At 61.8% G+C, this 15,773-nt stretch carries 3 protein-coding genes; all 3 read left to right on the top strand.

Annotated elements, in window-relative coordinates; genetic code table 11:
• The first annotated feature begins 8 nt into the window (after positions 1-8).
• Positions 9-5,042, top strand: coding sequence for an amino acid adenylation domain-containing protein (locus tag ABZF37_RS10365; protein WP_372719593.1), 5,034 nt, complete (start codon positions 9-11; stop codon positions 5,040-5,042).
• A complete protein-coding gene (locus ABZF37_RS10360) occupies positions 5,039-9,793 on the top strand; it encodes an amino acid adenylation domain-containing protein (protein WP_372719591.1) in 4,755 nt (1,584 codons plus the stop codon). The genes ABZF37_RS10365 and ABZF37_RS10360 overlap by 4 nt, the downstream gene beginning before the upstream one ends.
• The coding region (locus ABZF37_RS10355) for an amino acid adenylation domain-containing protein (RefSeq protein WP_372719588.1) at positions 9,790-15,773 on the top strand (5,984 nt) is incomplete at its 3' end. The genes ABZF37_RS10360 and ABZF37_RS10355, both read left to right, overlap by 4 nt.

Here is a 15,773-nt window from a genome sequence, read left to right as displayed (position 1 = left end):
TGGGGTACGTGAGTGGGGCGGACCTGAGCGCCCCGGGTCTGCGCGACGCGCTCAAGGGCAGCCTGCCCGAGTACATGGTGCCGTCGCAGGTGGTGGTGCTGGAGCGCCTGCCGCTGACGGCGAACGGCAAGCTGGACCGCACCGCGCTGCCGGCGCCCAGTGGCGACCTGCAGCGCCCGTACGAGGCGCCGAGTACGGATGCTGAAATAGCCATTGCCGCCGTATGCCGGCAACTTTTGTCGGTTGAGATGATCAGTGTTGACGACAACTTCTTCGACCTGGGTCTCGATTCCATTCTGAGTATTCAATTAGTTAGCCGATTGCGGCGGGCGGGTTGGCAGGTAAGCCCGAAACAAGTATTCGAGGCCCAAACCGTTGGCGCGCTGGCGCAGATTACGAGGCCCGGTTCGTCCGAGGCGCAGCTTGACGATAAGCCGCTGGTTGGCGAGGTGCCTTTGACGCCCATCCAGCATTGGTTTTTTGCGCAGCGGCAGGTAGAGCCGAATCATAACAACCAGTCGCTGCTGCTCGATGTGGCGTCAGAGATCGACGATGATCTTTTGGAGCGAGCGCTTGGCGCGGTGGTACAGCGTCATCCGGCCCTCAGCTTTCGATTTGAATGCGAGGAAACGCGCTGGCACCAGCATGCGGTATTCCCGCTACCGGACTTTCGGCTGCAGCGTGAGCACGTTTCGCCGAGCACTGCTGATACCAGCGGAGATTTTTCGACCCGTTTAAACGCGCTACAAGCGTCGCTCCACCTGACATCCGGGCGAGTATTCGTCGCTGTGCTGTTTGATTTTGGTACTGCGCGGGATCGCCAGCTATTGCTGATTGCCCACCATCTGGTGATCGATGGCGTTTCCTGGCGCATCCTGGTTGAAGATCTTGACGCGGAACTCAGTGCCATTCTGGCTGGTACTCAAGTGCTGCCTGCGTCAGCCCCCGCTACGATCACGCGCTGGCACGACCATTTGATCGGCAATCTGGGGCAGGTCGTTAATGAATTGCCTTATTGGCGGCAGGCCCTGGCGGCGGTCACCCCATTACCCGTAGAAGCGGCCAATCCAAGCAATCTGGTGGCCAACGAAGTCCGTGTGGCCACGGCCTTGTCCCAAGATCAGACCCGCGTATTACTGCACCGTGCGGGTCAGGCTTACGGTGCGGATGTTCAAGATCTTCTGCTGACGGCTCTGGCCCAGACCCTGGGGGGCTGGTTGTCGCAACAGTGGGTTTGTATCGATCTTGAGTCCCACGGTCGCGATCTGGATACGTCTGAATTCGATCTTACCCGAAGTGTGGGATGGCACACGGCTAAATATCCATTTTGTCTCCAAGTGCCAGTTGGTATTGCCACACCCCAGCTACTGAAGCTCACGAAACAGAATCTCCGCGACGTTCCAAATGGTGGGCTTGGCTACGGCGCTCTGCGTTATATGCATCCGAGAGATGAAATCCGTTCCCAATTAGCTTCGGACGACCCTTACATTAGTTTCAATTACCTTGGTCAGTTTGATCCGGGGAGCCAATCTCCTTACCTGCGTCTTTCCTCGGAAGAGCGTGGCCTGGAGCGATCTTCGTCAAATGCAAGAACGCACCTGATTGATGTCGTGGCACTGGTTCATGGTGGGGCGTTGTCCGTCGAATGGCTGTTTAGCGAGGCTGTTTTTGACCGTGCTGAAATCACTAAGCTCGCGGGTCATTTTCTAGAGAATCTTAACGGTCTGATTGCGCATTGCCTCAGCGATGGTGCAGGCGGTTATACGCCCTCTGATTTTCCCATGGCCAACTTATCCCAGGCCCAGTTGGATAATATGTTTTTTGGCCCACGTCGGCTGGACTCCCTCTATCCCCTGTCACCCGTCCAGCAGGGTATGTTGTTTCATAGCCAGTTTGCCAAGGACAGCGGCGTATATTGTGTTCATCTTGCAGTTGAATTCGAGGAGAAACTTGACCTTGACGTCCTGGCTGCTGTGTTGAATTCGGTAGCGCGCCGCCATCCGGCATTACGAACGTCTTTTATGTGGGATGAAGACCTGGATGAGCCGCTACAGATGGTTCATAGCGATTTGTCATTTTCAATAGAAGCGCTGGATTGGCGTGAGCTAGACCAAGAAGATATCGCACCCAGGCTCAGGCAATTTCTCCTCGAGGATAGGCTTCGGGGCATTGATCTGTCTGCATCTTCGCTCAATCGCTGGACTGTGATTGAAATGCCACAGGGTCGCCAGACTTTGGTCTGGCTTCACCATCATATCTTGTTCGATGGTTGGTCGGTGGCCATCGTACTCCAAGAGGTATTTGCGAATTATGCGCGTCTTCTCGCGGGACAGGCGGTGTCCACAGCCGTTTCGCCCCGTTTTGAATCCTATGTCGCTTGGTTGCGCCAACAGAATCCGGAGCCACTGCGGAGTTTCTGGAGTGGCTATCTTTCTGGGTTCGCGGCACCCACGCCCCTGCCTAATGCGGACTCCAGTCACGGCAAGGCTAATCACGGTTTCTTGAAGCGGGTGGTGACTTACTCCACGGAGCTCGGCGACAAGATTGATTTGTTCGCACGCCAGGCGAGGGTAACGCCTGCCGTATTATTCCAGGCCGTTTGGGGACTGCTACTCAGCTTTTATAGCGGGTCGAAAGATGTCGTTTATGGCAGCACTACGGCAGGCCGACCGGCAGAAATGCCGGGGATAGAGCAGGCTGTGGGCATGTTCATAAATACCTTGCCGCTACGCATACGCATTGATTCAAACACTACGGTAAGGACGTGGCTGACTCAGCTACAAAGCGAATTGGTCGATTGGCGCCGGCACGAGTATGCGTCTTTGCTGGATGTCCGCAAGTGGAGTGATATTCCAGCGACTCATCCACTTTTCGAAACTTTACTGGTATTTGAAAATTATCCGGTTGATTCCGCTGTCGCCTCAGCCCAATTTTCGGTGCCGATTGCCAGGATTGAAACGTTTGAGTCGACTAATTATCCCCTGGTATTGGTGGTAAACCCAGGGCAACCCTACCGTTTGAGCATCACCTATGCGACGGAGTTGTTCAACGCTGATGACATCGATCAAATTTTGGCTTCTTTGCTCCGTATCGTCTCTGAGGTGATTGCCGACCCGCAACGCACACTGCGGGAACTCTCCTGGGTTTCTGGCGATCAGCGGGACCATATCATTAATGAATTCAATGATGCGGTCCGGGATTTTCCGCGCGATCGTTGTTTGCATCAGTTATTCGCAGAAGGGGCCGCTAGATGGAGTGATCAGGTTGCGGTAGTGGATGGGCGGTCCAAGACGACTTTTAAAGAACTTGAAGAACAGTCCAATCAGATGGCCAATGTTCTATTGGAGCGTGGCATTGGTCCGGGCGCGATTGTCGCAATTTGCTTGCCGCGCAGCGCGCAATTGCTGGTGGGGATGCTTGGAGTCTTGAAGTCCGGCGCTGCCTATTTGCCAGTTGACGCCAGCTACCCCGCTGATCGCATCCGCTTCATGGTCGATGATTCCTCCGCCGCGGCGGTCATCGGGCAGAACAGTCTTCTTGATTCGCTTGGAATTGCGCCCGCACTGAGGCTACCTTCCGACGATCGCGAAACGGTCGCGCTTTTGGGTCAGGCCTCGCGCTCTCCGCCAGGTGTCGATTGCGATGCATCTTTCCCGGCCTATCTGATCTATACCTCGGGGTCCACGGGCCGCCCAAAGGGGGTATTGATCAGTCATCGGAGTCTGGTGAATTACGTGGACTGGGCGCGAGCGGAGTATCTGCATAGTGGTCATGGCGCCCCGGTGCAATCGTCAATTGCGTTTGACGCGACCATCACGAGTTTGTTTGTGCCCCTGTTGGCGGGACAGCCAATTTACCCGGTTGCCGAGGGTGATGAGATTGATGGTTTGTGCCATGTGCTGGAGCGTATCGGCCATGCGTCTGTAGTGAAAATTACGCCCGCCCATCTGCAGGTGTTGTTGGGAAGGTATCCATCCGCCGCGGACATCCCCTGGCGTGTCGGGACATTCGTGATCGGCGGGGAAGAGCTACCAGCAAGGCTGGTGAAAGCCTGGCTCGAAGCGATGCCCAGCGCGCGTTTTGTCAACGAATATGGACCTACGGAGACGGTCGTCGGCTGCGCGGTTCATACGGTTTCCTTGGAAGACTGTGCTGGCGTAACGGTGCCCATCGGCAGGCCCATTGGCAATACTCGCCTTTACGTTTTGGATGCCGAAGGGCGGGTACTGCCGCCCGGAGTATCCGGTGAGCTTTACATCGGCGGCGCGGGCGTCGGACTCGGTTATTTGAATCGAGCGGAGTTGACGGCGGCCAGATTCCTGCCGGATCCATTTGTTGCCGGCCCTGGTGGCCGGCTCTATCGAAGTGGCGATCGGGCGCGCTGGCGAAGTGACGGCGTGCTGGAATTCCTCGGTCGAGTCGACGACCAGGTCAAGCTACGGGGTTACCGCATCGAACTGGGCGAGATCGAGTTGTGCCTCCTGGAACATCCGTTGGTAGTCAGCTGCGCGGTCCTGGTGCGTGGGACAGATGCTGATCATCGCCAGTTGGTCGCTTACGTCATTTTCAGCGATGGGGAGTCGCAACCCACCGCGGAAGAGCTGCGGGCGCACCTTGCCCGGCGGCTACCGGCGTACATGCTGCCTGGCCACTTCATACCGATGGCCAAGCTGCCGTTAACGGTAAACGGCAAACTCGACAAGGCCGTGCTTCCTGCGCCCGACGCCCACCAATCCGGTCCGAAGGGCGAGCCACGCAGTGATTTGGAAAGCGAGCTTGTGTGTATTTGGAGTGAAGTGCTGGGGACAGAGTCGATCGGCGTTTTCGATAATTTTTTTGAACTTGGTGGACATTCGTTACTGGTTGCCAAGCTACGCAACAGGATCAGGATGAAACTGCAACTTGAATTGCCGCTCAGAGCGTTGTTCGAGGTGCCGACCGTCGCGGGTCAGGCCGAATTGATTCGCGCCAGTTCGCAGCTTGGTGAAGGCAGCGCCGCGGAGCCGGCCGGCGCTGATGAATTTGACGAGGGTATCTTGTGAGCGTCCACGAGTTACTGGCGGAAATGGGCGCCGCCGGGGTGAGACTGTGGGTCGACGGCGACGGTGCGTTGCGCTACAAGGCACCGAAAGGCGTGATGACTCCCGCCACCGCTCGGCGTTTGGCGGGCCACAAGGCCGCCGTAGTCAGTTTTCTGAAGGGAACGACAGCAGCCCAATCGGGGGCGCTTGAGATCGTTCCGGTGGCGCGGGACGGCCGGTTGCCGCTGTCCTTCACCCAGCAACGCCTGTGGGTGATGCAACAGATCGATTTGCGATCCGCCGCCTATAACGTGCCGATTCGACTTCGCCTGACCGGGCCCCTGGCGGTCCCGGCCCTGGGACGCGCTTTCGAGCGGGTGGTCGCGCGGCACGAGGTGCTGCGCACCGTGTTTGGCGCGGTCGACGGCGAACCGGAGCAGATCATCCAGCCGGCCGCGCCGTGGCATATTCCGGTCGTGGATCTGCGGTCCGAAGTCGATCCGGCGGCCGCCCTCATGTCCTTGCTGGACAAGGAAGCCAAGGAACCATTCGACCTGGCGGTTGGTCCCTTGATGCGGACCATGCTGGTTCGCGAGAACGATGACAGCCATGTACTTGCAGTGACCCTGCACCACATTGTTATTGACGCCGACGCGGCCGCGGTGTTGGTGGCCGAAGTGATGGCGTTTTATCAGGCCGAGTGCACTGGCCGGCCCATCCGCTTGCCCAATCTGCCGGTGCAGTACGCCGATTTTGCCGCCTGGCAGCGGCGTTTACTGGATTCGGACTTGCTGGCTGACCAGCTTTCCTATTGGCGGCGCCAATTAGCCGACGCGCCCGGTCAGTTGGCCTTGCCGACCGACTACCCACGACGCGCAGATGCTGCCCCCCGAGGCCGCACCATGACGTTTACGGTGGATGCGTCCTTGCAACGGCGCCTGCGTGAGGTGTGCAGGGATGGGTCGTATACGCCGTTCATGGTCTTGCTGGCGGTTTACCAGAGCCTCCTGGCGCGCTATTGCAACACCGTTGACGTGTGCGTGGGGGTGCCGGTGTCGGGCCACGCCCAGCCCAATGCAGAGAACCTGATCGGCTGTTTTCTCAATGCGCTGGTTCTGCGCGGGCGCCTGGCGGACAACCCGACGGTGGGCGAGTTTCTGGACCAAACCCGCCGCACCACGCTGGAGGCCTTCGATCACCAGGAGGTGCCGGTCGATATGGTGGTGGATGCGGTCATGGACGGGCGCCGCGATGCTGGCCACCAGCCACTGGTTCAGGTCGGCTTCACGTATCGCGAACAGCTCGACATCCGGCGCGCGGCCAGCGCCATTGGCGCCGAACAGCTCGGCGGCTTGCGACTGGAATATTTGCCGCTTGCCGACACCGAGGCCAAATACGATCTGATCATGGGGTTCAGTGAAGCGGGGGACACCCTGGAGGGCATTATTGAATACCGGGCGGATCTGTTCGCGCCGGAAACGATTGCCTACTTCGCGGATCGGTACCAGTTCCTGCTGAGCCAGATGTTGGCCGATCCGCAGCAACGCATCAGCAACATTGCCCTGCGCAATGAAGACGAGCTGAAGATCATGCTCGGGGTGAACCCGGCGGCAGTGGAGTGTCTGGCACCTCTCAGTCCCCCGCAGCGGGATATATGGTTGGATCAGGTGCGCGACCCCGACGGGGTGCACAACTGTCTCGGTTGGGCGGTTCACTTCCCATGCGCGCTTGATGCGCAGCGCTGGGAGCGCGCGGTGGCTGACGTTACGGCCCGATATAGCGCTCTGCGGACTCAGGTTCACGAGTGTCTTGAACCGTTGGCGGCGTTGGCCTATCAGGTGGTCTACAAGCCAGGGTTTGTGCCGCAAGAGCTCGAGCAGGTCCGCCTCGCGCAAGGCGACGCAGCGCGACTACAGGCGGTACTGGAGGAGCGTATCTACCGGCCGTTTGACCTTGCGCAACAGGGCCTGGTGCGTCACGGTTTGGTGTTGCTCGGGCACAGTGAAACGGTGGCATTCATTGCCGCTCACCATCTGGCCTTGGATGGCCAGGGATTGGCGGAGTTGATGAATCGGATTTGCGCCCAGTACGACCATCTGGACGGGCCTGACCGGTCAGACGCGGCACCTGCAGCGGACCTCTACCCAGAGCACTTGCGTGCCGCAAGGTCGGACTTCGACCACGCGGAAACGGTTGAATTCTGGCGCAACCGCACCAGCAGTTGCGAGGCGCTGGATTTGTCCCTGGGCGAGGCCCGCCCGATGGCGGAAGGTGCCGGTTCGAGCGCTGCCGACCGGCGGTTTGTGTCGCAGCCGCACGAGATGGCGGTTCGGGCGCTGTGTCGCAGCGCGGGCGTAACACCGGCCATCTACTGGAAGATTATTTATGCCATGACGCTGGGTTTGTACGGCGACGCACGGGGTGACTTCGTCATCCAGGAAGTCATCGCGGGTCGGCCCAAAGGGCATGCCAAGCAGCTTGGGAGCTACTTTGGGCAGGTGCCGTTTGTCGTGCCGGGGGCCCTGTTTGGTGATGCAAAGGATATTCGGCCGCTGTTGCGGTATGCCGCCGAGGATCGGCACCAACGGGCGCGGCACGAACACCTGACGCTGTTGGTACAAAATCAGTTGTTGCCGACCGCGCCAGTGCGATGTCTCTACAATTTCTACAATTTTCTGCAAGACCATTCAGTGGCATCGACTAGTGGTCGGGCGATGCACTTCCCGCCGCCGGTGACGAATCAGGTGGCCCTGGTGGTCAAGACCCTCGACGGCGGCACTGAGCTGTCTTTGCAATACCCGACGACCGTGCTGGACGGAGGCGCCTTCCTGGAACGCATGCTGGGTTGTTCGGCGGCGGTGGTGCAGGCCGAAGGCCGAATCGAGCCGGATATTTTCCTGACTCCGACCGAGGCAACTCAGCTGCAGCAGTGGGCGCCCGGAGTGCGGCGGACGCCACATGCCGCTGACGTTGGCGAGTATCTGCAGCGCGGGCTGACGCAGCATGCTGCGAACGTGGCGGTGGTCCACGGCGAGCAACAATTGAGCTGTGCCGAACTCGACCGGCTTTCAACCCAGGCTGCCCGGGGATTGCTTGCCGCCGGAATCAAGCCTGGGGAACCGGTTGCGATACTGGTCGAGCCTGGACTCGATCTGTTGGTTGCCATCTATGGCGTCATCAAGGCTGGTGTGCCCTACATTCCCTTGGACTGCGCGTATCCAGCCCAGCGTATCGCCCACATTCTTCAGGACGCGGGCTGCCATACATTGCTGGCGTCGTCCGGCAGCAGGACCGTCGGAGCCGGTTGGCAAGGACAGGTACTTGCGGTGCCGGAGCTGGTTCGGGCGGGTGCTTCCAGTGGCGCGATGCGGCTGCCGGCGTTGGCACCGGACAGCCTGCTTTACCTGATTTACACCTCCGGTTCTACCGGCAAGCCCAAAGGCGCCGGTGTTACCCACGCGGGTGCGGTCAACCTCCTGGAGTGGTACGCGGATGAACTTGCGATCACGCCAGATGACCGGGCCCTTCTGGCGAGTGCGATTGGCTTTGATCTGACGCAGAAAAACCTGTTTGCGATCCCGGCGTGCGGCGGCTCGCTGGTCATCGCCGAAGGGGACATCCCGGTCGGTAGTGAGCTGGTGTCCCTGGTTGCTGCGCACCAGATCACGCTGATCAATTGCGCGCCCAGCGTGTTTTATTCGGCCGTTGACAGTCCCGCCGATCTGGCCGGACTGGCCAGTTTGCGTGCCCTGGTTCTGGGTGGGGAGGCGATCAACGTCAATCGTCTTGCGCGGTGGCTGCACCGCGCCGATGTCGATTGCCGCATTCTGAACAGCTACGGACCGACCGAGTGCACCGACGTGGTCAGCGCGTTTGATTTGGGCGACGCACGGTGTTGGATGGATCAGGCGCCGCCGATAGGTCGGGCGATCTCCAACGTGCAGCTACACGTTATTGATCGCGGGCTGCGTCCGGTGCCGCCGGGTTTTGCCGGTGAACTGGGCATCGCCGGCGTTTGCGTCGGTACCGGCTACTGGAACAACGAGGAACTGTCCACGCAGAAATTCCTCGGCAGTCCATTCGACAGCGGGCGTTTATACCGGACCGGCGACCGGGTGCGTTGGTCGCTGGAAGGGCAACTGAGTTTCGTCGGCCGGACTGATTTTCAGATCAAGGTGCGGGGAATACGCCTTGAGCCGGGCGAAGTCGAGTACGCCTTGCGCAATCTGCCTGGAGTTGTCGACGCCCTGGTGCTGGGCGCGCAGGACCGCCTGGTCGCTTACGTGGTCATGGCCCCGGCCGAAACCCTTGGAGAGTGGCGCGAGCAAATGCGCCAGCAGTTGCCCGCGCACATGGTGCCAGACGTGGTTGTGTCGCTGCCGCGTTGGCCCCTGACTGCCAACGGCAAGATTGATCGCCAGTCGCTGCCCTCCCCCGAAACTGGCAAGCGGTCGCAGGTATGGCGTCCGCCTGCCGACGAGGTGGAACGGGCACTGGTCGACATGTTCGCGGAGGTTCTCGGTACAGACGAGATCGGCGTTGACGACGATTTTTTTGCCCTGGGTGGACATTCGCTGATGGCCGTGCAATTGGCCGCGCGCATCTGCCGGCAATTCAATGTGGAACTGACCGGTCGGGTTCTGTTTGAGCAGCCCAGTGTCAGCAACGTGGCGGCATGCATCCGCCAGTTACAGGCGCAGGACGACTTGCTATGGCGTGATGACGATGCGCAGCCGGTTGTTCCGGACGGTTACGAGGAACTGGCGCTTTGAGCTATGAGGAGCTCCTCGCCGAACTAGGCCAGTTGAATGTCAAGCTCGCGGTCGAGGAAGGCCAGCTGCGTGTGCGCGCCCCAACCGGGGTGCTTACGGATCGCCTGCGCAAGGCCCTTCAGGATAATAAATCGCAGCTTCTGGACTGGGTAATCCGGCGCCAGGCGCAGCGTCAACTGACACAGCAGGCTATTGCGGCGCGTCCGGTGGATGGGCCGATTGAACTGGCGTATGCCCAGCGCCGGCTCTGGTTGCTGCAAGAGCTGGAGCCGCACAGCAGCGCGTATAACATTCCACTTGCCTTGCGCTTGACCGGCCCGCTGGACGTTACGGCTCTGCAGCGCGCCTGGGCCGGGATCATCGAGCGGCATGAGGTCTTGCGCAGTTGCTACCCGGTCATGGGAGGCGTTCCCCACGCGCAGGTCAATGCGGGGGATGCAGTGACGCTGGCTGTGGCCGACGTCAGTGAGCTGACGTCCACGCAGCGCGAAGCGGCCCTTGCCGAGCATTATCAAGCGCTGGCTACGCACGTGTTCGACCTTTCACGCGGGCCCGTTGTGTGTGGTGAGTTGCTACACCTGGGGCCCGACGAGCACGCCTTGCTGGCGGTGGTTCACCACATCGCGGCCGACGGCTGGTCGCTGAATCTGTTGGTGGGGGAGCTCACGCTCCTGTATGCGGCTTACAGCCAGGCCGCGCAGCCGCGACTTCCGCCGCTAGAAACGAGCTATTTCGATTACGCACACTGGCAGCAGCAAACGCTGACCGGTGACAGTCTGCTCGCCCCGCTTGCCTACTGGCGCGAACAGCTACAGGACGTGCAGGCGCTGGACCTGTCGCGCCGATCGCGGCCGCCGATGCAGTCGTTTGCCGGCGAGGTGCTGCGTTTCGAGTTGACGCCGGGCGTTGTCACGGGCCTGGAGTCCCTGGCGCAGCGGTCGGAAGCATCGTTGTTCATGGTGTTGCTGACAGCCTTCAAGGCCTTGCTGTTTCGTTACACCGGGCAGACCGACATCTGCATCGGGACGCCGGTAGCCAATCGTCGCCGGGTGGAACTCGAGCCGGTGGTCGGCTGCTTTGTAAACAGCCTGGCCTTGCGTACCCAGATCGACCCGCAGGCAACGTTCGAGTCTTTGCTGGGCCGGGTGCGCGATGTCTGCCTGGCAGCCTATGAGCACGAGGATCTGCCGTTTGAGCTGCTGGTCGAGGCCCTGGGCGTTGAACGGGACATGAGCCGGACGCCCGTGTTCCAGATACTTTTTGTGCAGCAGAGCTTCGAGCAAAAAAACTTGCGGACTGGCGATCTCCAATGGGAGCCGTTGGCACAGCAGGACCAGTCCGCGAAATTCGACCTGACGCTGGCGTTCGGCGTTCTGGACGGCCGCCTGGTGGGAGAGATCAACTACTGCACGGCGCTATTCGACGCGGTCGAGATTACCGGGCTGGCAGGCCACCTGCAGCACCTGCTGGCGCAGGTGGCGGTCCAGCCGGCCATGCCGCTGATCGACCTGCCGCTTCTCGACGCTGAGGAAGTGGCATTGCAGAAGGTGGCTGCGGCAGGGGCGATCACACCAGCACCGGCGCCCAGGAGCGTGCACGGCTGGTTTGAAGCCCAGGCAGCGGCCACGCCAAGCCAGGTGGCAGTGCGTCAGGGTGTCCGGCAGTTGAGCTACGCCGAGCTTGATGCCTACGCCAACCAGGTGGCCAACTGGTTGCTGCAGGAAGGCCATGCGCCAGGCCGCGTGGGCATCTGCATGGAGCGCGGTCCGGATTTGCTGGCCGCCATTCTTGGCGTGATCAAGGCGGGCAGTGCCTACGTACCGCTCGATCCGGCGTATCCGGCCGGCCGTTTGCAGCGCATGGCCAGTGCTGCCGGTGTGCAGGTGGTCATCGGAAGCCCGCAGCTGCAACAGCTGCTACCGGGGGCTGCGCGCCAGCTACTGCTGGACGAAACTCTGGAAGATGCCCCCTTGGAAGGGATGTCCGAGGTATCGCCTGCCAGGGCGGTTGTGCCGGATGACCTGCTCTATGTGATCTTCACCTCCGGCTCCACGGGGCTGCCGAAGGGTGCCGGAGTACGGCACTCAGGGATGTTGAACCTGCTCGACTGGTATCGGCGTGAGTTCGCTTTCGCGGCGACCGATCGGGCTTTGGTTATCAGCGCCACTGGTTTCGACCTCACACAGAAGAATTTCTTTGCGTTGTTGACCTGTGGTGGCACGGTGGTGTTTCCCGCGGGCGAGGACTATGACCCGGCAGCCCTGATCGGGGCTGTTCAACACGATGGCATTACGCTCCTGAACTGCGCCCCCAGTGCGTTCTATCCGCTCGTGGAACGCCCTGGTGATTTCACGGCGCTCGACAGTTTGCGGTGCGTGTTCCTCGGCGGTGAGCCGATTCAGGTGGCGCGGCTGCGGGCCTGGCACACGGCGACCGACGCGCGGTGCCAGGTGGTCAATACCTACGGCCCCACCGAATGCGCCGACATCGCGTGCTATCACCGCCTGACGGCCGAAGACATGGCCGGCACCGGTGGGGTGCCGCTAGGCCTGCCGATCGACAACGTCCAGGTCTATGTGCTGGATGCTTGGGACCAGCTGCTGCCGACCGGCCGGACCGGCGAGATATGTATTGCGGGAACCGGCGTCGGTGTTGGCTACGTAGACGATGTGGAACTGACCGCCGAGCGATTCCGGCCTAATCCGTTTGGCGCCGGGCGCATATATCGCAGCGGGGATCTGGGCCGGGTGCGTCCCGACGGGGTGGTCGAATTTCTTGGCCGGCGCGACTTCCAGGTCAAGCTGCACGGCTACCGGATTGAGCTGGGCGAAATTGAAGCGGCGCTAAGGCGGCTGCCGGGAGTTGACGATGCGCTAGCGGCCCTGCGCCAGGATGTTCTGGTCGGCTATGTGCTGTCTTCGGTTGGCGTTGACGAAGCGCTCGACTGGCGGGCTGAACTGGCTGCGCATCTGCCGGCTTACATGCTTCCGGCGACCCTGGTCCGGGTTGAGCACTGGCCTTTGAGCGCGAACGGCAAGCTCGACCGCGACGCCCTGCCGGAGCCCAGATTTGAGGCCACGCGACCGTATGAGAAGCCGCGCGGCGCGGTGGAGGAGGCGCTGGCAAGCATCTGGGGCGAGGTGCTCGGCGCCGCCGACATTGGCCGGCAGGATAATTTCTTCGAACTTGGCGGCCATTCCTTGGCCGCCAGCCGGGTTGCGGCACGGGTCCGCGAGGAGCTGGGAGCGTCGTTGTCGCTGCGCAGTTTGTTCCAGGCTCCGACAATCGCCGAACTGGCAAGGCAGGTGATCGCGAGCGAAGGTGCGCAGCCCACCTTGCCGACCATTGCCGTTGTCGACCGCGCGGGTGTTTTGCCGCTGTCGCACGCTCAGCGACGGCTATGGTTCCTGCAGCAGCTCGAGCCACAAAGCAGTGCCTACAACATGCCCGTGGCGTTGCGCCTGGGCGGCGCACTCGACGTGCCAAGGTTGTCGCGCTCCATTGAGGCGATCATCAGACGCCATGAGATTTTGCGCACGCGCATCGACAACAGTACTGGCGTGCCGCGGCCGATCATTCAGCCGCCGATGGCGTGGCCGCTTGAAGCAGAAGAGCTTGGTGCGAGTAGCGCTACCACGTCAGGTCAGGGCCTTCAGCAATGCATCGATGCGTTCGCGGCTCAGCCATTCGATCTTGGACGGGAGGTTCTGCGCACGCGCTTGCTGCGCCTTGCTGCCAACGAACACGTATTGCTGGCTTGTCTGCACCACGTCGCGGCCGATGGCTGGTCGGTCGGATTGCTGGTACGCGAACTGATCAGTCATTACCGGGCCTATGGCGAGGGCGCCACCACCTCCTTGCCCGATCTTGAAATCCAGTATGTTGATTACGCTGCCTGGCAGGAAACGCACCTGGACCAAGACACACTGGCCCGACAAGTCGAGTACTGGCAAAAACAGCTGGCCGAGGTGCCTCCCCTGGCCTTGCCCACGGCGCGACAAGACGTCGGCGCCGAGGCTGCCCGGGTAGCAAGTGCTCAAATTGTTCTGGACGCATCCCTGCTCGCGGCGTTGCGATCGATCGGCCAGGCCCATGGCACCAGCGTGTTCACGGTGGTGCTCGCAGGCTTCAAGGCGCTGCTCGCCCGTTACAGTGGCCAGGATGATATTTGCGTCGGTACGCCGGTCGCCAACCGGCCGTTTTCCGAGCTGGAGGGTTTGATAGGACCCTTCATCAATACGCTGGCCTTGCGCACCAGTCTTGCTGGTAATCCCAGTTTTGACGAACTGTTGGAGCGTGTGAAGCGGGTCGTGCTGGATGGTTTCGCGCACCAGGATGTGCCATTCGAACAGTTGGTCGAGAAGCTCGATGTGGCGCGTGATCTGGACCGCTCGCCTGTGTTTCAGGTGTTGTTTGTCTGGCAGAACACGCCGCAGCAACCGTTGGTTTTGCCAGGCCTTGAGATCACCCCGTTGCCGGTTGCGGAACCGAGTGCCAAGTTTGATCTGACCATTGCGCTGGTCGAAAGCGATGCCGGCCTTAGCTGTGAAGCGAGCTACAACACGGACCTGTTCACGCCCCAAACCATCGAGCGTCTGCTGGGCCATTTTGAGCGGGTGCTGGTGGCGGTGGTGAGCCGGCCCGATCAGGCGCTGGGTGAGGTGCCGCTGCTCACGCCCGCCGAGCGTGCTCAGGAGCTGTCGCGCGGGTCGGGTGCGCCGGTCCCGGTCAGTGAGGCGTGCGTGCATGAGTTGGTCGAGGCGCAGGTGGCGCGCACCCCGGACGCGGTGGCGGTGCAGTACGCGGGGGAGGTGTGGAGCTACGCGCAGCTGAACGGCCACGCCAACCGCCTGGCGCGCTGGCTGGTGGCGCGTGGGGTTGGTCCGGACGCGCGGGTGGGGGTGCTGATGCACCGTTCGGCCGAGCTGGTGCAGGCGCTGCTGGGCACGCTGAAGGCCGGCGGCGCCTACGTGCCGCTGGACCCGCAGCTGCCGGCCGAGCGCCTGGCGTACCTGGTGTCCGACACCGGCCTGCAGGTGGTACTGACCCAGAGCCACCTGCGCGAGCGGGTGCCGGCCGGGGTTCAGGCGCTGTGCCTGGACGCGGCGGATGAGGCGCTGGCCGGGCACGCTGACAGCGACCTGGAGCTGGCCAGCGACCCGTCGCAGCTGTTCAACCTGATCTACACCTCCGGGTCCACCGGCCAGCCCAAGGGCGTGATGGTCGAGCACCGGGGCATCGTCAACCGCCTGGAGTGGATGCAGCGCGAGTACGGCCTCACCGCCGACGAGCGGGTGCTGCAAAAGACCCCGTACAGCTTTGACGTGTCGGTGTGGGAATTTTTCTGGCCGCTGCTGGTGGGGGCGCGCATCGTGGTGGCGCGCCCGGACGGGCACCAGGACCCGGCCTACCTGGTGGACCTGATCCGCCAGGCGCAGATCAGCACCGTGCATTTCGTGCCGTCGATGCTGGGGGCCTTCGTGCAGGCGCCGGACCTGGAAGCGTGCACCCGCCTGCGGCGGGTCATCTGCAGCGGCGAGGCGCTCAGCGGCGACCTGGTCGAGCGGTTCTATGCGCGTAACGGGGCAACCGTCCACAACCTGTACGGGCCGACCGAAGCCTCGGTGGACGTCAGCTACTGGGCCTGCCGGCGGCAGGGCGAGGCGGCCAACGTGCCGATTGGCGAACCGATCGCCAACACCCAGCTGTACGTGCTGGATGGGCACCGCCAGCTGGTGCCCCCGGGCGTGGCGGGGGAGCTGTACATCGGCGGGGTGGGCCTGGCGCGGGGCTACTGGAACCGTCCTGAGCTGACAGCCGAGCGGTTTGTGGCGGACCCGTTCAGTGCGGACCGGGCGGCGCGTCTGTACCGGACCGGGGATGTGGTGCGCTGGCGTGGCGATGGGGTGCTGGAGTACCTGGGGCGGGCTGATCATCAGGTCAAGCTGCGCGGTTTCCGGATTGAGCTGGGGGAGATTGA

The organism is Immundisolibacter sp. (assembly GCF_041601295.1).
GTDB lineage: Bacteria > Pseudomonadota > Gammaproteobacteria > Immundisolibacterales > Immundisolibacteraceae > Immundisolibacter.
Note: the sequence above shows the minus strand (reverse complement) of the source record. Positions and strands in the feature narration are given on the sequence as shown.